This window comes from Labilibaculum sp. K2S (genome assembly GCF_030372765.1).
Lineage (GTDB): Bacteria > Bacteroidota > Bacteroidia > Bacteroidales > Marinifilaceae > Labilibaculum.
Genome location: NZ_JAUCMW010000033.1, coordinates 1 through 21,546, shown reverse-complemented (window position 1 = coordinate 21,546; position 21,546 = coordinate 1). Strand labels below are relative to the sequence as shown.

Here is a 21,546-nt window from a genome sequence, read left to right as displayed (position 1 = left end):
TCCGCTTGTGCCAAGCATTCAAGAATATAAGTCTTAAATTCATCGCCACCGGTTTTTTGATGTTTGAAAAATTCATGATTTTGTATTTTTGCATTGGGCTGTACAATAACATCTTCCTCTTTACCGCACCCGTAAATCAGTAGGAAAGATAGGAACACTGCACGTAAAATTCTTGTTTTAGCTTTTTTAAAAATTAATTTCATAATACTATGTGATTTGGTTTAAATACCCTTTTATTCCTTGCTTAGCCAAAAGGTAACCTTAATAACGAATGTTGTTAAACATGTTCTGAGAATCATAAGTCTGAAACTTCGGTATTTGTTGAAGAGTAGTATGTGTTAAATTGTTGGGAAATAGATAATTAATTTTATTGTTTTGAATTATTTAAAAATATGTTTAATTTAAATCGCTTAAAAATCAAATTAATGTTAATCAGGTTAGTCGCGCTAACCCCAAAAACCCAAGAGAAATGGCACAGAAAGAGGATTACCAAGCAGTACTGGATCAATTAACTGCAATTTTAGCCGAAAAGGTGAGTGTACCGGGAATGCCGGTTGATATTTATGCACAAGAGGCTTTAAACTTAAGTTATTATGCTCTTGGCGATAAAGAATTATTGGTAGCAAAAGGCCTGCAGGCCGAGTATATTGATAGTTTGCCGGTTCGGGTAGGTGCTATGCAGTACGCTCAGTCGGAGTGGCTGGCGGTATCGAATAGTAAAAGTGAGGCAGCAAAGGAATGGAACGGAATATCGGAAAAAGCCAGTGTTTTGCATCGTGAGCTTTTGCACGATTTTCGTTTTGCTTACCGAAACGATAGGGAATTAAAAATGCTGGTGGATAAAATTGCCGAGGGAAATGGCAATGCCGATATGATTCAGGATTTAAGTGATATGCATGCATTGGGAAAAGCGAATCCCGATCAGTTAGTGGCAATAAATAAAGACATGAGCAAACTCGATTTGGCGGCTGAGTATGCGGGTGTTTTGGGAATCTGCTAGCCAAAGCAAATGGGATTCGTGAGGAAAATGATAAGCCGGCAAAGGAAATGCGCGACAGAGCCTATACTTATGTGAAAGAGTCTGTTGATGAAATTTGTATGTACGGAAAATATGTTTTCTGGAAAGATGAGGAAAAAATGGAAAAATACAGCAGCGCCTATTTTCGTAATCTGCGAAAGCAAAAAGAAAAGGAAACAGAAGTAAGCGAATAGCTCTGAAACCCCCGCGCAGGCTAGGTGATTACTCCGCAGGAAGGGGTAAAGTACCGCAGGAAGCACGCTTTGCCTGCAGAACTGCATATTTTACCACAGAACAGGTCGATTTATCCGCAGAACTGGCCAAAACTCTGCAGAATGGAATGATTTACCCGCAGAACGAACTTTTTTAACACAGAGAAGCGATATACTGCGAAGGAAGGATGTGGATGACCAACAAAGCATGTTTTTTTGCAAAAATAAACCCCCGATAGCAGTTGATCGGGGGTTTGTGTGTAAAAAACAGATTGAGGTTTTGCGCAAAAACCAACAATTGATCGTCGTTTAATTTTGTAAGACATTGTGGTAGTAACTTAATCTCACCTCTTTATTCCGTTTTTTGGTAAAAGGTAACCCTTAAACAAGAATTATTTTTTTAATTGGTTTACAGTCAACTTTATTTTATTCAGAGCTTCCTCTACTATAGATCGGGGACAACCAATATTTATGCGCAGATATCCTTCTCCTTCGGGGCCAAATTTAGTGCCGTCGTTCACTGCCAATCCTGCTTTGTTAATTAATAAATCCTGCAGATCTTTGGTCGAAATTCCCAGCGACCGGTAATCCAGCCAAAGCAAATAAGTTGCCCCGGGTTCAACCAATTTTATTTCAGGAATATGTTCCTGCAGATACTTTCTTAGAAAATCAACATTGCCTTTTAAGTAGACCATTAGCTGATCCAGCCATTCGGCTCCTTCCTCGTAACCCGCCTGCATGGCAACGTGACCAAATAAATTTCCCAAATCCAAATGCAAGGCCGATACCATTTTCTTGTATTTTTTTCGAAATTCAGGATTTGCAATAATAATTACAGAACTTGCCAGACCTGCAACATTAAAAGTTTTCGAAGGCGCAATACAGGTAATTGTTCTTTGATTTAAATCCTTGGACAGCGAAGCCAGCGGAATGTGTTTGTATCCTTCAAAAATTAAATCCTGATGAATTTCATCAGAAATAATAAAGAAATCATAGGTTTTGGCAAGATCACCAAGTTGAAGCAATTCCTTTTTGGTCCACACTCTGCCAACAGGATTGTGCGGATTACAGAGGATCAATGCTTTTAATCCCTGTTTCGCCAATTCCTCCAGCTGATTAAAATCCATTTCGTAACCTGTCTCTGTTCTTATCAAAGGATTGTAAACCAGCTCTCGTTTGGTGTCATTTACAACATGATAGAAAGGGTGATAAACCGGAGGTTGAACAGCTATTTTATCACCTTCATTGGTCAAGCTTATCAGTAAAAGCGACAAACCGGTAACCACACCCGGACTTGTTGATATCCATTTTTTACGAACAGACCAGTTGTGTCTGGTTTGAAGCCATGTTTGAATACTTCCAATACAATCGTCGCTGCGAAACGAGTAGCCGTAAATCTCATGATTTGCTCTTTTAAGGATGGCATCGGAAATGCATGGAGGCACTCTAAAATCCATATCGGCTACCCATAGGGGAAGAAGATCTTTTTTCCCAAAGAATGCATCAAGTTTATCGTACTTTATGCAGTCCGTATTTTTTCTATCAATAATTTCATCAAAATTGTAACGCATATTTTCTTTTTTTAAGAAGAGTGAATTTAGATAAAAGGCTCAACTAAAAAAAGACTTTCAGGAGTAAGGAGAAAAATTTTTGATGATAAAGAAATCATTCCGGGTATTGTTTTCTTTTGGATAAATGTAAAAGTGTGGTCGGAGTATTTTTTACGGTAACTTATTGCCTGATTCTGCAAGTAACACAACAATACCTGATCCGTACACACCAATTTCCCAATAATGCCTCTTAGAGCATCCGACAGGACAATCGCCCCAGCCATAGCTGTAAATCAGGTGAATGAAATCGGAAGTGTAATCTATAATTTCAATTTGAGATCCATCGCCTATGCACAAAGTTGATTTCGCAGTAAGAATGAAAGGGATTTTCTTCAGTTCAGAGGCCAATGCCAAATGATTAATCCCGGTTTCTGATCGATATTTGTATAGATTGTTTCCAAGGGAATCAAGACTGATGTTGTATTCGTAGATGTAATCATCCAGTTGTTTGTGCCCCGAATAGCCATTGCGGTACCACGAATTGATATGAGTATTTATAGTGTCGGAGCTTAGTATGCCTTCGTGCAGCTGAACGGGGCAAAGAGCATGAATCTGATATTCTCTGATTTCATGAGTCGATTGCAGTAAAGAATCCAAAAATACCATTTGAAGAGCTGATATGACTGGTGCTACATGGGATTCATCGATCTCGATATTGTTTAATTCCCGGGTTTCTTCATTTAAGTACAGGTTTAAACAAAGAAGTTTGGCATCGTCTAAAAGAATTTGAAAAGTTGAGTCAGAAACTCTGGAGTCCTGAATGATATCAGTAGGAAAATCGATCGTAGTTTCACCATCACATGCAACAAAGAATATGCCGGCCAAAAAGGAAGAGAGAATAAAAAGGTAGTTTTTCATTCTATTTAATTTTGGAAAAAGGTTCGTAATAGCCTTACGTGTTGTGATGCAATAGCTTATCTGATATATAACGGATTCGAAATGAATTTGTTGCATTTTTATCTGAAAAAAATGAATAAATAGTTGATTTAAATTATTTAGAATCATTCTTGATCAATGGTGTGTTTTTGATGATATAAACAGGTGTTTTTTCGGAACATTTCTGATTGAAATACAGTAGAATCTTATACTTTTGGTAACCAATAAAAGATCAGGCATGACAACATATATTTCATTAAAAAATACTTGCATTATTATCGTTCTTCTGGGAGGGATCTACATGGCGGCTCAATTGTTTAATTATTCGAAGATTGATGATCCGGCAACAGAGCATATTGGAAGCGAATACATGAGTAAATACAATGTGTACGCTTTAAAAACGCCCGATAAAATGACTTTTGCCGGTGAAAATGTACCATTGGAAAGGTGGGATGTGAAAGAATCTTTCGATAGAGAATTGTTGGTAAATACCTACTGGCAATCGCAGACGCTTCTCTTTATTAAAAGAGCGAATCGTTATTTTCCCATCATCGAACCCATTCTGAAAGAGCAGGGAGTACCCGATGATTTTAAATATTTGGCATTGATCGAAAGTGGATTGGTTCCTACTGCAGAATCACCGGTAGGTGCTGTAGGGATGTGGCAATTTATGAAGGGAACAGCTAAAGATTATGGTTTGGAGGTTGAAACAGAGGTGGATGAGAGATACAATGTTGAAAAATCAACCATCGCGGCCTGTAAGTATCTGAAGAAGTCGTATGAGAAGTATGGAACCTGGAGTTTGGTTGCAGCATCTTACAATGCGGGCAGAAGGTTTATCGATAAGCAATTGCAATTGCAGGATGCGGGGGATTATTTTGATTTACTTCTTGGTGAAGAAACAGGTAGATATGTGTTTCGAATTATGGCAATTAAAAGAATAATGGAGAATTCTGATGAATTTGGATTTAGATACAGGGCGTCCGATTTGTATCCAAATATCCCAACTCATAAAGTGAAAGTTTCGGGAAATGTTGATGATTTTGCTGTCTTTGCAAAGGAAAACGGTGTTAATTATAAGATACTAAAGCATTTTAACCCTTGGCTTCGAAAAGCTTACCTAACAAATTTATCTAAAAAAGAGTACGAAATTACTCTTCCTGCCAAAGGATATATTAATTTTGCATTTTCTGAATATAAAAGCCCTTCAGATTCTGTTGCGGTAAAGTAGCAAATTGAAGGGTGTAAAAGGAGATTGTAAATTGAGTAGTAAAGATAGCAAGAATAGAAATGGGGAAGAGCGCCTGGAAACTGAAAGTATTGAAGTTTTTGGTGCTCGTGTTCACAACCTCAAAAATATAGATGTAAGCATCCCAAGGAATCAACTTTCGGTAATTACAGGCTTAAGTGGAAGTGGAAAATCCTCTTTGGCTTTCGATACAATATATGCCGAAGGTCAGAGGAGATACATAGAAACTTTTTCGGCTTATGCCAGACAGTTTTTGGGTGGAATGGAGCGTCCGGATGTAGATAAAATTACTGGCTTGAGCCCGGTGATTTCCATTGAGCAAAAAACGACCAATAAAAATCCTCGTTCCACTGTCGGAACCATTACCGAACTGTACGATTTTCTTCGACTTCTTTATGCAAGAGCAGGTATAGCCTATTCTTACGAAACGGGCGAGGAAATGGTGAAGTATACCGATGAGCAGATTATCGATTTAATTCATGAAAAATTCAGCGATAAAAGAATACTGATTTTGGCTCCAATTGTAAAAGGCCGTAAAGGTCATTATAAAGAGTTGTTTGAGCAGATCAGGAGTAAAGGATTTCTCTATGCGCGTGTTGATGGCGAAATTGTTGAGCTGTATCATGGCTATAAGGTAGATCGATACAAAAATCATGACATTGAAGTTCTGATTGATAAGTTGGTGGTTGAGGAAGTTGGAGATAAGCGACTGAAGGAATCTGTGCAAACCGCAATGAAACATGGAAAGGGAATTACCATGATTCTGGATAAGGATACTGATGAAGTAAGGTTTTACAGTCGCTTGCTGATGTGTCCAACTACCGGTATTTCCTACAATACTCCGGCACCGCATAGTTTTTCATTCAATTCTCCGCATGGAGCTTGTCCCAAGTGTAAAGGTTTGGGGCGGGTAAATGCCATCGATATGGATAAAATTATTCCTGATGCGAATTTGAGTATTCGTGAAGGTGGAATTGTTCCTTTGGGAAAATATAAAAATTCATTAATATTTTGGCAGCTCGAGGCGATTGGCCGAAAGTATCATTTTGTGATGGATACGCCCATAAAAGAAATACCCGATGAGGCGCTAAGCATTATTTTGGACGGTTCCAGCGAAACATTCAAACTGGAAAATACACCATTGGGCGCATCTTCCAATTACTTTCTTAGTTTCGATGGAGTGATTAAGTACATTTCAAATCAGGAAAGCAATGTAACATCGAAAAAAGCTAAAAAATGGGCCGAGCAATTTATCATCACAAAAGTTTGCGAATCCTGTAATGGCAATCGTCTAAAAAGAGAATCTCTTCATTTTAAAATCCACGATAAAAATATCTCGGATGTATCAACGATGGATCTGGGTTTGTTGAGTGAATGGTTTCAGGATTTGGAACAGCACTTAAATGAAAAACAACAAAAAATAGCACAGGAGATATTGAAGGAAATCCGGTCACGCTTAGGTTTCCTGCTTGATGTTGGTTTGGAATATTTGTCTCTCAACAGAAGTTCTGTAACTCTTTCTGGAGGAGAATCGCAACGTATTCGACTTGCTACCCAAATAGGTTCTCAGCTGGTTAATGTGCTCTATATTCTCGATGAGCCAAGTATTGGTTTACATCAAAGAGACAATCAGCGATTAATCTATTCCCTGCAGCAATTGCGTGATTCGGGGAATTCGGTAATTGTTGTTGAACACGATAAGGATATGATTCTGTCAGCCGATTATGTGGTTGACATGGGTCCATTTGCCGGAAAGCATGGCGGAGAGGTGGTGGTTGCCGGAACACCTGCTGATATCCTAAAAGGTGATAGTTTAACGGCCCACTACTTAAATGGGGTCAAGAAAATTGTGATTCCTGAAAGCAGACGGGAAGGGAACGGAAAAACAATAAGCCTGAAAGGTTGTACGGGTAATAACCTTAAAAATGTAAATATAACTTTGCCTTTGGGTAAATTTATTTGTGTTACCGGTGTCTCGGGAAGTGGCAAGTCAAGCTTGATAAATGGAACATTGCAGCCAATTTTATCGCAACATTTTTATCGGTCGGTTGCTGATCCCTTGCCGTACGAAAAAATTAGCGGGATAAAGAATATCGATAAGGTGGTTGAAGTAAATCAGTCGCCCTTGGGTCGCACACCAAGATCCAATCCGGCTACATACACCAATTTATTTGGTGATATCAGAAAATTATACGAGAAATTGCCGGAGTCGCAGATTCGTGGATACAAGGCCGGACGATTCTCTTTCAATGTGAAAGGCGGCCGATGCGAAACTTGTCAAGGGGCTGGAGTTCGGTCTATCGAAATGAATTTTCTTCCCGATGTTTACGTGCATTGCGATGAGTGCAACGGAAAGCGTTACAACAGGGAAACTTTGGAGGTTCGTTACAAAGGAAAATCGATTGGTGATGTTCTGGATATGACCATTAATCAATCGGTAGAATTTTTTGAACACATTCCTGCTATTCAAATGAAATTGAAGGTTCTTCAGGATGTTGGGTTGGGATATATAACTCTCGGGCAACCATCTACAACCCTTTCGGGAGGTGAGTCGCAAAGAGTGAAACTGGCAACAGAGTTGGCCAAAAGAGATACCGGACAAACCATGTACATTCTCGATGAGCCAACTACAGGTTTGCATTTCGAAGATGTGAGAGTTTTGCTTGAGGTGTTGAACCGATTGGTAAATAGAGGAAATACAGTTATAGTGATAGAGCACAATATGGATGTAATTAAAGTGGCCGATCACGTAATTGATATTGGAGTTGAAGGTGGTCGGAATGGTGGCGAAATCTTGTTTGAGGGCACGCCTGAAGATTTGCTTACATGCAAGAAATCATTTACCGCTCAGTTTTTGAAAGATGAAATGAAATAATTTACAAATGAAATTTGATAAAGAGGATCTCAAAATGGGGATCCTTTTGTTTATCATCAAATTGAAGGGAAATTAATTTGGTATCATTTGAAGCTTAACAAAAATTAACTCGACAGCTTTTAAATGTGCCATCCTTATTGTTATCTTTAAAAACAGTATAATCATAACCGGGCACATTGTAAATTTAAAATTCTATGGGAAAATTGATTGATATTTATTTTGATGATATAAAAGAGAAAAGATCCTATCCTATTGGCACCGATCTTCAAACAATACTTGCAGATATCAAACCACAGCTTAATGGTGAGGTGTTTGGAGCAATGGTTAATAATAAGCTTAAAGAGTTAAGCTACGAAATTTACAAACCTAAAAATGTGACTTTTGTTGATGGAACGCATCCCGATGGGCTCAGAATGTACGGCCGTTCATTGTGTTTCCTTCTTTACAAGGCAGTTCATGATTTGTATCCGAAAGCAGGTTTTCGGGTTGAACATTCAATCTCGAATGGCTTGTATTGTAGAATAACAGATAAGAATATACTGCTTTCGCCCGAGGATGTTGAAAATATTAAGAAAAGGATGATTAAGATCGTTGAGGCTGATCTCCCTTTTATTCGTGAAGAAATTGAAACCGGGAAAGCAATAGAATTATTCGAAGCTCAGGGTTTGAAAGAGAAAACCAGTCTGTTTCGTACTCGTGGAAATCTATTCACATCCGTTTATCATTTAGGCGAGAGTGTTGACTATTTTTATGGTTTTTTGGTTCCGTCTACAAGTAAACTAAAGGTGTTTGATTTATTGCCCTTTGCTCAGGGAATGTTGCTTATGGCACCTGGGCGAAGAAATCCTTTGGAAACGGAAGCCTTTATTCCTCAGGAGAAAATGCTGAAGATATTTAGTGAATACAAGCGTTGGGGAAATGTTTTAAATATTGCCAATGTTGGTGATTTAAATGGCTATGTCGAGAATAATAATATTTCAGAACTGATAAAAATATCGGAAGCTTTGCACGAGAAGAAAATATCTCAGATAGCAGATAAAATAAGAAAGAAAAGAAAGCATGTAAAGCTCATTTTAATTTCCGGACCTTCATCATCCGGGAAAACAACTTTTGGAAAAAGGTTAGCCATTCAGCTTAAAGTTGCTGGGTTGCATCCTGTAAATTTGTCTTTGGATAACTACTTCGTTAATCGGGAGAAAACTCCTAAAGATGAAAATGGAGAGTACGATTTTGAGGCATTGGAATCTTTGGATGTTCGCTTGTTTAATGAGAATTTGGTCGATCTTCTAAATGGTAAAGAGGTTGAATTACCAAAGTTTTCATTCGAAACCGGTACTCGTTATTTCGATGGAGAAAAATTGAAAATTAATGGCAAGCAGGTTTTAGTTGTGGAAGGAATTCATGCTCTGAATCCAAAATTAACTCCGCTTATCGCCGATGATTCAAAATTTAGAATTTATATTTCTGCCTTAACCTCAATTTCTATTGATGGTCATAATAGAATTCCGTCTACAGATAACCGTTTGATTAGAAGGATTGTCAGAGATCATAAATATCGAAATTACAGTGCTTTTGATACGATTAGTCGTTGGCCGAGTGTTAGGCGCGGTGAGGATAAAAATATTTTCCCGTATCAGGAAGAGGCTGATGTGATGTTTAATTCAGCTCTTCAGTACGAGTTGGGTGTTTTAAAGAGATATGCAGAACCAATATTGAAAGAAATTCAGCCAAATCAGGTTGAATATTCGGAAGCAAATAGGCTGTTAAAGTTCTTCAGTTACTTTCTTCCAATTAGCGATGCTGAAATACCTCCTACATCTTTAATGAGAGAGTTTTTGGGTGGAAGTACTTTTGAGTATTAGCTTGTTAATAACTTTTTGCCTGTTCATATTCATCCCTGTTTTAGTTGTTAATATCCTTGTTAGCTAAAACAGGGATTTCTGGTTATTAACAATTGTATCGATCTAAAATAGGAGCATACAGAAGTTATTAACAATTAATCAACACTGTTGATAACTTGTTAATACTCTGTTGAAAAGTATGAAAGCGGATTTTTGCCTGATTTTTCAGAACCGGGGTGCAAATATAGGATAAAAAGAAGGAGTTTTGAAAGGAAATATTTTGTTTTTTTTTATAAAAAATGATGCCTCGGGCTAACTATCTCTTCATCATACGATCTATCTCTATTTTGTGATCGCGTTGTTTTAAACTTTCTCTTTTGTCGTAGTGTTTTTTACCTCTGCAAAGTGCAATTTCCATTTTTGCAAAACCTTTTTCGTTAAGGAAGATTTTCAAAGGAACAATGGTTAAACCGCTTTCTTTCGTTTTTCGATCCAATTTATCCAACTCTTTTCGGTTAAGAAGGAGTTTTCGTTCTCTTTTTTCCTCGTGATTATAGTATGAGCCAAATTTGTATTCGGAAATATGCATCTCTTTTACGTAAAGTTCATTTGCACTGAAGTAGCAAAAGGAATCTCCGATGTTTGCTTTCCCCGCACGTATGGACTTAATTTCGGTTCCAAATAGTTGAATGCCTGCTACAAAGGTTTCGATGAATTCGTATTCGAAGCTTGCTTTTTTATTTCTGATATTTATTTTCTGCATTGTAAATTCTTTATTGCCCGACAAATTTACGATTTAAATTGTAACCGGAAGATTGAAAATAACTGAAAACATTCGTTCAAAGATTAATGGGAGAACTAAAATAAGCAAACTGGCTACAATTGTAAAGCCTGGTCTTTTATTTTCTGCTATAGGAAGCAGAGGGGATATTCCTAACCATAAAACACGAATAAAATACAATTCAAAAACCAGACATATCTGATTAAGAAAAGAGTAGGGGGAAAATAATTTTGCAAAGCTGTGGAATAGATAGAACACGGATCCGCTGTAAATGATTAGCTGATAAATGGTTGAGGGTTTAATTTGTAATTGAAAATTTGGAGCCAATAATTCAATCATTTTTCCAGCCATTAAAAATCCAAGGTTTAAGGAAATAAAAGAAACAACAAATTGAGAAATCACAATACTTAAGCTTCCTATATGGATTAAAGCACCAATGGAAGAAATAAGCGAGCATACTGCAATTACAGGAAATGCAAAATATATGAAAATAGATTTTACGCTGTTTGTTTCCATAGCAATAGCTTTCCATTCCTTCTTTGGTTCAAGAAGTAGATTAAGCCATCTGGAAAAAGAGTATATGATGTTTTGTATACGAAAATTCATTGCTGTAATTTCTTAATATTGATTGATATCAAAATTAAACAAGCTTTTTTAATTTGCTGTGTTTTTTCGCAAAATTGTAGGCATCTGTTATAGCTATTTTACTAAAATCCCATAAGGCTGGCTATTCCAATAAAAAATGCCCCTAAAACAGCATATATTGAAAGTAAACCAATTAGTATAAAAGTAAAATAACCCGATTTTTTATCATCAGGAATCGAAAGTATGGGTGATATTCCTTTGTAAAGGATGTAAAAACTGAAAAGGCTTAAAATAGTGAGGTAATTTATTGTGGGAATTAAAAAAGCCAGCGAATTGAATAAAATACCAGGAACAAAGGAAAAGCCAACAAGAGTGAAAGCCCGGTTAAATCTTCCCTTTTTATCTTCGAATTGGGCAAATTTACTGACAAGAAGAGTGGAAATGTATATGGACAGAATGGAAAACAGAAATGTAGCACTTGCTGAAAATAGATACATGTTTAAGTGTTGCAAAGGATTCTGCTCGAATAGTTGATAGCCTGAAAAATTGCAAACGGCCATTAGTAAGAGCAAGGGTAAAATAAGAATCAAGAATAATTGTTTTGGGCTGTTTTTTTGAATTGAGATTGATTCCCAAGTTTGTTCGGGGCGAATGAAAAGTTGCAGACTGTGTTTGTAAATGCTTCGAATTGTCATATTGAATGTAGATATTGGTGAATTCAAAAAACTTAAAGTAATTTTACTGTGTTGATTTATGCACAGAATTGTCTTATTGTAAGATAAACAATATCCGAATAAACAAAAATTGATCGTTTTACTCGTTTGGGAAAAATATTTAAAATGCAGAATAACCTATTAGTAGTACTTGGAGCAACCGCAACAGGAAAAACAAGTCTGGCTGTAAAGTTGGCGAAAGAATTTAACGGCGAAATCATCAGTGCCGATTCGCGTCAGATTTACCGTGGAATGGATTTGGGTACGGGCAAAGATCTGGATGAATATGTTTTGGATGGAACTGCAGTTCAATATCATTTGATTGACATTGCTGATGCGGGTTATAAGTACAATGTGTATGAATTTCAGCAGGATTTTGTGAAGGTCTTTGACCAGATTACTGCAAAAAAGAAAATGCCTGTTGTTTGTGGTGGTACCGGAATGTATTTAGAGGCCGCATTAAAAGGTTATAAATTAATCGCGGTTCCAAAAGATCAGGACTTTCGGGATACATTGCTTGATAAATCGCTCGATGAATTAGGTGTTATTCTTCGTTCTTACAAAGAGGTGCACAATAATTCCGATTTAGAAACCCAGAAGAGAGCTATTCGTGCGATTGAAATTGAACGCTACTATGTTTCTCATCCTGAAATCGAAATGGATTACCCGGAATTGAATCCCTTGTTGATAGGAATTAAGTTCGATCGCGAAATTAGACGGGAGAGAATTACTCAGCGTTTAAAAGAGCGGCTAAAATCAGGAATGGTTGAAGAAGTTCAGGCTTTGATGCAATCAGGAGTTTCGGCTGAAGATCTGATATATTATGGCTTGGAGTATAAATTTCTAACTCAGTATGTTGTTGGCGATTTAACTTACAATGAAATGTTCAATGGTCTGGAAGTGGCAATTCATCAATTTGCCAAACGTCAAATGACCTGGTTTCGAAAAATGGAACGCAGCGGTTCAAATATCCATTGGCTGGATGGTTTTATGTCCTTAGAGGAAAAAGTGCAAAAAGTAAAAGAACTTGTCGCTCTTTAATTCAGGTGTTTCTCAATTTCTGCGAATGTGATTCTTTTAACCTTTAATTTATCCCACTTGGAAAAGGGGAGAGGGATATTTGGTAATTCTTTAGTTGCGTCCTCAATTACGTAAACCGAAATGCCACGTTTAGCCAAACCAACAACAGCACAGTCTACACAAACATTGGTTGTAACGCCATATACAAAAACTTTTTTAGGTGCAATTAGTTCCAGTACTTCACTTGTGTTCTCATTTCCTTCGAATACATCGAAAGCATCTTTTCGAATAACAATATTTCGATTGATGATAAAATCACAAATATCTTTCCTTGAATACTGAATATTCCAAAACACTTCTGAAAATGGCGTTTCTGGAATTGTCTCATTCACGTATTCGGCTCCAGATGTATTGGCCATACAATGTGGTGGAAAACTTGTAATGAAATCAGGATTATTGGACAATTCTTTTGAATTGGCATAGTGAAAATCGGCAGTATTAACTACCTGAATATTATTGTTTTTTGCAAAAGCAGTTATTTGCTTTAGAGTAGGTTGAATTTGCTCAGCACCAGAAACGTATAGTTTCCCTGATGCACTCATGAAATCAAATTGAGTGTCAACATTCCAAAATAAAATATCTTTTGCAAACATAGAGTATTCCTTATTTAAATTTGTATTTAATACAATATTACAACAGCATTAAAAAATATCAAAACCAAAACAATAATTTTCAGGTTTAAGATATCGGAAAATTACCACCTTTTAACAGGAGAATTGTATGCAACAACGAATAATTTTCACTTCTGATTAATTCTTTTCTACTTTAATTTTGAAATTCATAGTTGAGAATATTTATGACTAACATAAAAAAGATATCCCCTAGCCGGATTGCTTATCATATATTGTTTTGGGTACTTGCCTTTACGTTTTGGCTATTCACCATGTTTGTGGCAAGTAATTTTAAAAATATACTAAGATTAGAACCTGTTTTAATGACATTTGTGTTCAATCTGTGTTTTGCTGTGGCGGTTTACTTTAATCTGCTTATTTTGATTCCATTGCTGTTTAAGAGGCAACGGTTTTTTCTATACGTTATCTCCTTGTTGGGAGTGATTTCTTTGGCGGCTTTTTTTATTGACTTTTTACTGGTTTATCCTTTGGGACAATTTGTGCAGGGAGAACAGTTTTTCGAGGAACTAACTTTTGTTGTGTGGTTTAATTTTGCATTTTTTACATTTATTTATATTGGGGTTACGAGTTTTTTATCCTTAATGAGAGAGTGGTTTGTTTTGCAAAAAATATCATTTCAATTAAAAGATATTGAAAAGGAAAAATTGGAAGCAGAACTGAAGGCATTAAAGGCTCAGATAAATCCACATTTTCTGTTTAACACACTAAATAACATCTATTCTCTTACGCTTGATAAGTCGGATAAAGCGCCTAGTTTAGTGTTAAAGTTATCCGATTTGATGCGTTATATTTTGTATGATTGCAATGATCGTTACGTTTTGCTGGAGAAAGAGCTGGAGTTTATAAAGAATTATCTGGATTTACAAAAAATTAGATTGGATGATAGTATTCCTGTAAAAATGGAAGTGAAAGGTGACGCAGCAAGAAGTAAAATTGCCCCTCTGTTGTTCGAGCCTCTTATCGAAAATGCATTTAAGCATGGTGCTTACGGAAAGAATAATGGTGGTTTTGTAAATATTCTCTTTAATTTTGAAGATAAGAACCATATTGAATTGTCAATAGAGAACCGATCGGAGCATGGCTGGAATAAAGAAAATGAAAAAAATAGCGGTATTGGAATAAAAAATGTAATTCGTCGTTTGGAGTTACTGTATCCCGAAAAACACCGGCTGGAAATTAAGGATGAGGATAGCCTTTTTAAAATTAGCCTGCAAATTGATTTGTCCTAATTAAGTTTAGATCCTATGAAATTGAAATGTTTAATAGTTGATGATGAGCCGTTAGCGCAGCGGGTTTTAGAAAAATATATTTCGGAATTGCCCGGACTTGAGTTGAAAGGGAAATGCAGTGATGCTATTGAGGCAATGGAAGTCTTGCAGGAGCAGGAGGTCGACCTTATTTTTCTGGATATTAATATGCCTCGTTTGAGTGGGATTAATTTTTTGAAGACCTATAAAAATCCACCCATGGTAGTGATAACCACAGCTTACACAGAGTATGCTTTGGAGAGTTATGAGCTGAATGTATTGGATTATCTGAAGAAGCCTTTTTCATTTGAGCGTTTTTTACAGTCGGTTCAAAAGGCAGAGGAAAGAGTGAAAGGTGGTGTAGAACCACAGGAAGCAGATAAGGACGAAAGGGAATTTATTTTTGTTAAGGCAAATAAAAAAACCATTAATATTAGTCTCGACTCAATTTTATATGTTGAAGCTTTGGGCGATTACGTTAAGATTTTTACGAAGGAAGGACATGTTGTAACTTATCAGTCACTAAAAGGAATTGAGCGTCTGTTACCATCACATAAATTTTACCGGATTCATAAATCTTACATCGTATCCTTGTCGAAAATTAAATCGATAGAAGGAAACATGGTACACATGGAAAAGAGTACTATTCCAATTGGTAATAATTACAAACAGAGTTTCTTTCAAAGAATACATCCGGCATAATATTATAATCAAGTTCTGTTTTTCAAGAGGTCCTGTGGAATTTTTAACAGGGCCTCTTTTTATGTGTTTTTGGATTATGTGTAAAGCTGTGTTTGTATCTGATTGATTCGTAGTAAAAATGAAGTGTGTATTGTTCTTGAATATGAGGTAGGTTTAAACTTATAATTTCAACTATGTTTGGAGCATGGAAAGCTTGAATTAAGAAGTGTAAATATATTGGGGATTTCATGCTTGTAATTCGCTCCCTTTTTGTTAAATTTAGGCCTGAAAAAGTTGAATTTTAGATTTAAAAAACTTGAAAATCCATGAAAAAACTGACTAATTGCCGTTATATTGCTTTTTTTGTTGTAGCTGTCTTTGCTTTTAACTTTGTTGGCTGTAAACCAGTTGGTAAAAAGAATACTGAAGGGCAGACCGTGAAGCCTTTATTAAAGAAAGCAATTGAGAAAGAGGTGAAAGATGTAGTTTATCCTCTTCCAACCACTTTTGAGTTGACCTCGATGTTGAATCGTATTGGTGCTGATTACATATTAGGCCTTTCTAATTCATCAGAGAATGCGGATAAATATTTTACTGAAAAAGCAAGAGCTTTGAATCTTGGTGTTTATAGTGCGGACTTGAGTTATGCAAGTACCTATCAGCGCAAGCAGGAAACAATGTTGTTTTTGAAAGCATCTAAATCTTTAATTGATAATCTGGAAATTACCAGCGCTTACAATGAAACTCTTGTGGAAGAGGTTGAAAAGAATTTGGATGATAAAGATCAGTTGGTGAAAATAATTACAAATTCGTTTTACGATACTTATGAGTTTTTAAATAAGAATGCCAAAGGTAATCTTTCATTAATGGTTGTTAGTGGTAGTTTTATTGAAGGATTGTATATCGCAACTCATATCTCTGAAAATACTTATTCTAACCCGGAAATTGTAAAAGTAATTTTTGATCAAAAAGAAGTTTTGGAGAAATTACTGTCCGTTTTGGAGCCAGAGGCTAAGGATCCTAATATTGATTCTTTATTAATAGAATTAAATGGTTTAAAGCTTAGCTATGATAAGGTTGTTGATGGAAGTATGGATGAAGAACAGCTTAAGGAAATTACAACTAGCGTTGCCAAACTTAGAGATACTATCGTTCAGTAATTGTAAGATGTAACAAGATATGTGACTGCCTTTCGTTTCGGAAGGCAGTTTTTTTTTATGCAAAGATCGTTGGTTCAACTGTCCTTTTGTTTACGAAATAAATTGTATTTTTAAAATTAGTCTGGTAAAGGCAAACCATAAATTCTGAGAAAGTAAATGGGGGAATCGATTTTAAATGCACTAATGCACCTTTTTGCCATTGTTGCCAATGCCAAAGAAGAGGGTGTTTCGCGGGAAGGAAAAGTAATTGTAGAAGGTTTTTTGAATCGCTATGTGAATTTCGAACTCCAGATTGAGTATCTGCGATTATTTGAGAACTATTCTGAATTCTATCGTCGGGAGATGGAGTATCAGGCGAGTGTGCATTCTCAGCAAGCCAATATTCTTTCATTAACAGAGGCCTCCAAGGTTTGTACCAAGATAAAAGCAGAATTGGTTCAGGAAGAACGTTTGATTGTTTTACTGCGTTTATTGGAGTTTGTTTATGAAGATAAGATTGTCAGCGAAAATGAATTTGAGTTTATCAGTATTGTTGCGGAAAGCTTTAAAATACCCAGATCTGAATTTATAAATTGTCTTGCTTTTGTTTGGGGTGATACGCTCGATGAATACGACAAAAGTAAATTCCTGATCATCGATAATAAGGTGACAGAGTGGTCCGAGAATCTGTCTTGGTTCATGAAGAAAGATGTAAAAAAGACTGAAAACGATTTTAAACATTTGTTCTGCGATAACTTGTATGGACGAATTGTTGTTATGTTTTCGAAAAGTGTGAATTTGCTGGTATTCAAATACGAGGGAGAGCTAAATCTTTATCTGGAGGGAAATAAAATTAAACCGGATAAAACTTACCAGTTAAGTAACGGTTCCATAATTAAAGGGCCCAATATTAAATCAATTTATTTCTCGGATATTGCTGGGAGGTTTTTGAAAGAAGAGTCGCAGCAAAAAATAATATTTTCGGCTAAGGATATTGAATTTAAGTTCAGAAACTCAAATAATGGAATACACAAATTTAATATTTCGGAAGAGAGCGGACAGCTGATTGGAATAATGGGAGGAAGTGGTGTTGGTAAATCGACATTACTGAATGTTTTGAACGGAAATTTGAGTTTAAATCATGGTGAAATTCGCATTAATGATTACGATATTCATAGAAATAAATTGGCAGTTCAGGGATTGATTGGTTTTGTTCCGCAGGATGATTTATTGATTGAGGAATTGAGTGTTTTTCAAAATCTATATTACAATGCCAAGTTGTGCTTTAAGGATTACAGTGAAATTCAAATCTTAAAAAAAGTATTGAAGATACTTCAGGATTTAGATCTGTATGAAGTGCGGGACCTTAAAGTAGGGAACCCATTAAATAAATTTATTAGCGGCGGGCAGCGGAAAAGGATAAATATCGGTTTGGAGCTGATGCGGGAGCCTGCTATTCTATTGGTAGATGAACCTACATCCGGCTTATCTTCCACAGATTCGGAAATGGTTATGAATCTGCTAAAGAGCCAAACTTTAAAGGGCAAATTAGTGATTGCCAATATTCATCAACCCTCGTCGGGAATATTTAAGATGTTCGATAAGCTTTGGATTCTTGATCGGGGTGGTTATCCTATTTATAACGGCAATCCGATTGATGCAATTGTTTACTTCAAGACTCAGAATTCGCAGGTAAATGCTTCCGAGAGCGAGTGTGTAACTTGTGGAAATGTAAATCCTGAACAGATATTGCAGATTGTTGAAACCAAATTAATTGATGATCAGGGAAAACCAACCCGGGAGAGACGAATTCTTCCTGTGGAGTGGTATCAGAAATATAAGGATAATATAGAATCCAATCATTTGCCATTGCGTGCCGATAAAAAATTGCCACAAAGTGATTTTAAGATTCCAGGAAAATTAAAGCAGTTTTCAATTTTTTGGATTCGAAATATTCTTTCGAAATTAACCAACAAACAATACCTGATAATTAATTTGTTTGAGGCGCCATTGCTTGCAGTGATATTGGGTTATTTCACAAAATACACCACCGATGCAGGATATGTGTTTGGCGAGAATAAAAATTTCCCGGTTTTCTTATTCATGTCGGTTGTGGTTTCGATGTTTTTGGGATTAACCGTAAGTGCCGAAGAAATTATTCGGGACAAAAGGATTTTACAACGGGAGAAATTTCTAAACTTATCCAGGCTAAGTTATCTCAGCTCTAAAATTATCTTCTTATTTATTCTCTCTGCAATTCAATCTTTATCCTTCGTTTTGGTGGGTAACTATATATTGAAGGTTGAAGGAATGCTTTTTTCCTACTGGTTGGTATTGTTCACAACTTCATGTTTTTCGAACATGATAGGATTAAACATTTCGGCAGGATTGAATTCTGTGATTACTATTTATATACTGATTCCTTTGATTCTGGTTCCTCAGCTCTTGTTGGGCGGGGCAATGATTAAATTTGACGATTTGCATGCCGGGATTACCGATAAGGTATACGTGCCAATTGTTGGCGATTTTATGACTACGCGCTGGGCTTATGAGGCTTTGGCAGTCACTCAGTTTAAAGACAATAAATTTGAGAAACACTTCTTCGAGTTTGACAAAGGAATTAGTGATGCCTCTTTTAAAAGTTCATTTCTGATTCCTAAAATAGAATCCGTTTTGTTGGAATGCGAACGAAGTATCGAGTTTGAAAAAAACACAGACGATCTGGAGGCTCAGTTTGATATGCTTCGGAATGAAATTTATCAATTGGGAAGTGAAGTGGGTATCAGTATTTTCCCTGAGTTAAAAGAGTTGAATGTTCACAATTTTAATTTAAATGTTGCCGAACAAACCAAAAGTTTTTTGGATAAGGTAAAGCTTTACTATTTGGGTTTGGCAAGTGAGTCTGGTTATAAAAAGGACTTTGAGTATTCCCGTTTGGTCGATTCTTTAGGGCGCGATGGTGTTTATGAGTTTAAGCAAAAACATTACAATACAGGTTTGGCTGATTTAGTTTTGAATAAAACGGAAATTAATAAAATGATTGAAGTCGATTATCAATTGATTCAGAAGAAAGATCCTATTTTAATGTATCCGGATTCTCGATTTGGACGTTCTCATTTTTATTCTCCGGTAAAACGAATCGGCAATTTTTATGTCGATACATTTTGGTTCAATTTAGCTATAGTTTGGCTGGGAACCGGCTTTTTGTTTCTATGCCTATGGTCGGATGTGTTGAGAAAAGTAATGAATTACATCGAAGGAATAAAGCTGGTTCATAAAGAGAAAAAACGGAAGTAGTATGTGGATTTCAATAACCTGACAGAGTCATCAGACCTGTTAGTGTTTTGCTTTACTTTACAACCCTCCGGTTAAAATAATTAACCAAAAGCAAACTGCAGGCAATCACAATCATCCCGATAATTGAGAGCAAATCAGGATGTTCATCAGGAAGAATTAACCAACTTAATGAAGCGCCAAAAATTGGCACGATAAATTTCCATGTATTTAAATTGGAAACCTTCACACCGGGACGTTGCAACAGGCCAAACCAAATGGTGATGGCAAATGCCGAAACCATAGCTAACCACGCCAGGGAGAAGTAATATTCACCTGGGTAAATTGTAGTCCACGATGGATTTTCAATCGGAATAGAAATTAACATCAGTACGGCGCCTCCAATGATCATCGAAAAGGAAGCCAGTACCCTTGGAGGCATATCTTTTGCATCGCGCGATACAATTACATTGCCGGTACTTCCTACAATGTTATTAAGGATTAGAATTCCTACACCAAGTGGAATTGTTGTTGTTAACACAAAATCTGCCCTACCCAAACTAATAATACACACGCCGGTTATTCCCAAAATAATGGCAAATATTTTGTTCCAGCTCATTTTGTCGTTAGTCAGCATAAAATGGGCGAAAACAGCAGCAAACAAAGGTTGTGCACCAATTAACATGGCTGCCAAAGCACCCGGAACAAAACTAATTCCCGTATAGAATAGTCCGTAAAGGAAAGTGGTTTGTAGCAAAGCTACCCAAAGAATGAACCGCCATCTTTTTTTCGATTCCTGAATCTTGTACTTCAAATCTTTAATGAAGGGAAGGATAATTAATCCCGAAAGGAGAAACCGAATACCAGCAAATTGAAGCGGAGTTGTATATTTTAAACCTATTTTAATTGCTGTAAATGGAGTTGCCCAAAGCAAGCACGCAAAAATGGCCAATACGGTAGTCGAGAATAGGAATTTCTTCATGAGGCACGGTAAATTTTCTGTAAACTTAGGGATTTTTAGTTGATCTCTGAGAAGAAGTGTGTTTTAATATTTACGGAGTTCATTGTATTATATAAATTATGAAATCGATACATTTACGGTATTAATACAATGTAAAATATCTTATAAATAGTAGTTATTATTAATAATAAGGTGTAAAAATAGTTTTAGTGATAAGATGATATAATTTATTAGTTGTAAAATATGTGTATCTTATCGCTTACTATTTTAGTACAGAAAAATAATCCGATGAATCAACAATTATTAGCACATGCCAAAGCAATTGAGGTAGGAATGATTGCAATTGCGATAGTAGACTTCTGGAAAATGAAGAAGCCAAAAATAAATGATCGCCTGCAACTGAATCTTGAAGAGTTAACTATTCAAAATAAGATTCTTCAAGATTCATTTGGAAGCGTTCGTAATGGCGCTTATACTTTGGATATGAAAAAGCTGAATAATCAAATAGCAAGATTGTTTGTGGGCTTAAAATATTTGGTAAAAGCTTACTTGCATCATCCCGATAAGGAGATTGTAGACGGTGCAAATAGGGTTTGGAATCAACTTGTTGCCATTGGTGTAGATGCACATAAGAAAAATTTGGAGAAAAAGATTTCTGGTTTGCATATATTAATCGATAGGTTGTTGGTTGGGAAGAAGAAATCGGACACAAAGAATTTAATTACCTGAGTTCGATATTAAAATATCCCTAATTGATCGGACTTAATAGTTTC

Annotated in this window: 19 protein-coding genes; 11 read left to right on the top strand and 8 right to left on the bottom strand. The window is 36.2% G+C overall.

What is annotated here, in order from left to right; all coding sequences use genetic code 11:
- A partial coding sequence (locus QUH73_RS19970; protein WP_289532213.1) for a hypothetical protein occupies positions 1-203 on the bottom strand: 203 nt, incomplete at its 3' end.
- A 266-nt stretch (positions 204-469) separates the two neighbouring features.
- On the opposite strand from QUH73_RS19970, the gene QUH73_RS19965 reads away from it, so the two are divergent.
- Positions 470-1,000, top strand: coding sequence for a hypothetical protein (locus QUH73_RS19965; RefSeq protein ID WP_289532212.1), 531 nt, complete (start codon positions 470-472; stop codon positions 998-1,000).
- Between the two features lie 47 nt (positions 1,001-1,047).
- Positions 1,048-1,212: a hypothetical protein gene (locus tag QUH73_RS19960; RefSeq protein WP_289532211.1), complete on the top strand. Its 165-nt coding sequence runs from the start codon at positions 1,048-1,050 to the stop codon at positions 1,210-1,212.
- 410 nt (positions 1,213-1,622) lie between these two features.
- Here the strand turns inward: QUH73_RS19960 and QUH73_RS19955 are convergent, their stop codons facing one another.
- Together QUH73_RS19955 and QUH73_RS19950 are read right to left on the bottom strand one after the other, a co-directional pair.
- Entirely contained in the window at positions 1,623-2,801 is a 1,179-nt protein-coding gene (locus QUH73_RS19955) for a MalY/PatB family protein (protein ID WP_289532210.1), read from the bottom strand.
- A 150-nt stretch (positions 2,802-2,951) separates the two neighbouring features.
- The gene (locus QUH73_RS19950; protein ID WP_289532209.1) at positions 2,952-3,698 is read right to left on the bottom strand and encodes a hypothetical protein; all 747 of its coding nucleotides are present in this window, start codon (positions 3,696-3,698) and stop codon (positions 2,952-2,954) included.
- 256 nt (positions 3,699-3,954) lie between these two features.
- Between QUH73_RS19950 and QUH73_RS19945 the strand changes: the two genes are divergently transcribed.
- The 3 genes from QUH73_RS19945 to QUH73_RS19935 all read left to right on the top strand — a co-directional run bounded on the left by QUH73_RS19945 (position 3,955) and on the right by QUH73_RS19935 (position 9,702).
- A complete protein-coding gene (locus QUH73_RS19945; RefSeq protein WP_289532208.1) occupies positions 3,955-4,947 on the top strand; it encodes a lytic transglycosylase domain-containing protein in 993 nt (330 codons plus the stop codon).
- Positions 4,948-4,978: 31 nt separating this feature from the next.
- Positions 4,979-7,840 (top strand): excinuclease ABC subunit UvrA, encoded by a 2,862-nt coding sequence (uvrA, locus tag QUH73_RS19940; protein ID WP_289532207.1) that lies wholly within the window; start codon positions 4,979-4,981, stop codon positions 7,838-7,840.
- A gap of 194 nt (positions 7,841-8,034) precedes the next feature.
- Entirely contained in the window at positions 8,035-9,702 is a 1,668-nt protein-coding gene (locus tag QUH73_RS19935) for a nucleoside kinase (protein WP_289532206.1), read from the top strand.
- A gap of 295 nt (positions 9,703-9,997) precedes the next feature.
- On the opposite strand, the gene smpB is transcribed toward QUH73_RS19935, so the two are convergent.
- The 3 genes from smpB to QUH73_RS19920 all read right to left on the bottom strand — a co-directional run bounded on the left by smpB (position 9,998) and on the right by QUH73_RS19920 (position 11,742).
- On the bottom strand, positions 9,998-10,444 hold the full coding sequence (gene smpB, locus QUH73_RS19930) for an SsrA-binding protein (protein ID WP_289532205.1): 447 nt from the start codon (positions 10,442-10,444) through the stop codon (positions 9,998-10,000).
- A 33-nt stretch (positions 10,445-10,477) separates the two neighbouring features.
- Entirely contained in the window at positions 10,478-11,068 is a 591-nt protein-coding gene (locus QUH73_RS19925) for a hypothetical protein (RefSeq protein WP_289532204.1), read from the bottom strand.
- Between the two features lie 101 nt (positions 11,069-11,169).
- Positions 11,170-11,742 carry a Yip1 family protein gene (locus QUH73_RS19920; protein ID WP_289532203.1) on the bottom strand — a complete coding sequence of 191 codons (573 nt, stop codon included), beginning with the start codon at positions 11,740-11,742 and terminating at the stop codon, positions 11,170-11,172.
- A 144-nt stretch (positions 11,743-11,886) separates the two neighbouring features.
- On the opposite strand from QUH73_RS19920, the gene miaA reads away from it, so the two are divergent.
- Positions 11,887-12,801 (top strand): tRNA (adenosine(37)-N6)-dimethylallyltransferase MiaA, encoded by a 915-nt coding sequence (gene miaA, locus QUH73_RS19915; RefSeq protein ID WP_289532202.1) that lies wholly within the window; start codon positions 11,887-11,889, stop codon positions 12,799-12,801.
- On the opposite strand, the gene QUH73_RS19910 is transcribed toward miaA, so the two are convergent.
- On the bottom strand, positions 12,798-13,433 hold the full coding sequence (locus QUH73_RS19910) for a cysteine hydrolase family protein (RefSeq protein WP_289532201.1): 636 nt from the start codon (positions 13,431-13,433) through the stop codon (positions 12,798-12,800). The genes miaA and QUH73_RS19910 overlap by 4 nt on opposite strands.
- 203 nt (positions 13,434-13,636) lie before the next feature.
- Here QUH73_RS19910 and QUH73_RS19905 point away from each other — a divergent pair, with 203 nt between their 5' ends.
- The 4 genes from QUH73_RS19905 to QUH73_RS19890 all read left to right on the top strand — a co-directional run bounded on the left by QUH73_RS19905 (position 13,637) and on the right by QUH73_RS19890 (position 19,836).
- Entirely contained in the window at positions 13,637-14,701 is a 1,065-nt protein-coding gene (locus QUH73_RS19905) for a sensor histidine kinase (protein ID WP_289532200.1), read from the top strand.
- Positions 14,702-14,716: 15 nt separating this feature from the next.
- A complete protein-coding gene (locus QUH73_RS19900; RefSeq protein WP_289532199.1) occupies positions 14,717-15,421 on the top strand; it encodes a LytR/AlgR family response regulator transcription factor in 705 nt (234 codons plus the stop codon).
- Positions 15,422-15,726: 305 nt separating this feature from the next.
- Positions 15,727-16,560 (top strand): hypothetical protein, encoded by an 834-nt coding sequence (locus QUH73_RS19895; RefSeq protein ID WP_289532198.1) that lies wholly within the window; start codon positions 15,727-15,729, stop codon positions 16,558-16,560.
- A gap of 156 nt (positions 16,561-16,716) precedes the next feature.
- Positions 16,717-19,836: an ATP-binding cassette domain-containing protein gene (locus QUH73_RS19890; RefSeq protein WP_289532197.1), complete on the top strand. Its 3,120-nt coding sequence runs from the start codon at positions 16,717-16,719 to the stop codon at positions 19,834-19,836.
- A gap of 52 nt (positions 19,837-19,888) precedes the next feature.
- On the opposite strand, the gene QUH73_RS19885 is transcribed toward QUH73_RS19890, so the two are convergent.
- A complete protein-coding gene (locus QUH73_RS19885; protein ID WP_289532196.1) occupies positions 19,889-20,794 on the bottom strand; it encodes a DMT family transporter in 906 nt (301 codons plus the stop codon).
- A 267-nt stretch (positions 20,795-21,061) separates the two neighbouring features.
- Here QUH73_RS19885 and QUH73_RS19880 point away from each other — a divergent pair, with 267 nt between their 5' ends.
- A complete protein-coding gene (locus tag QUH73_RS19880; protein ID WP_289532195.1) occupies positions 21,062-21,502 on the top strand; it encodes a hypothetical protein in 441 nt (146 codons plus the stop codon).
- Positions 21,503-21,546 lie beyond the last annotated feature (44 nt).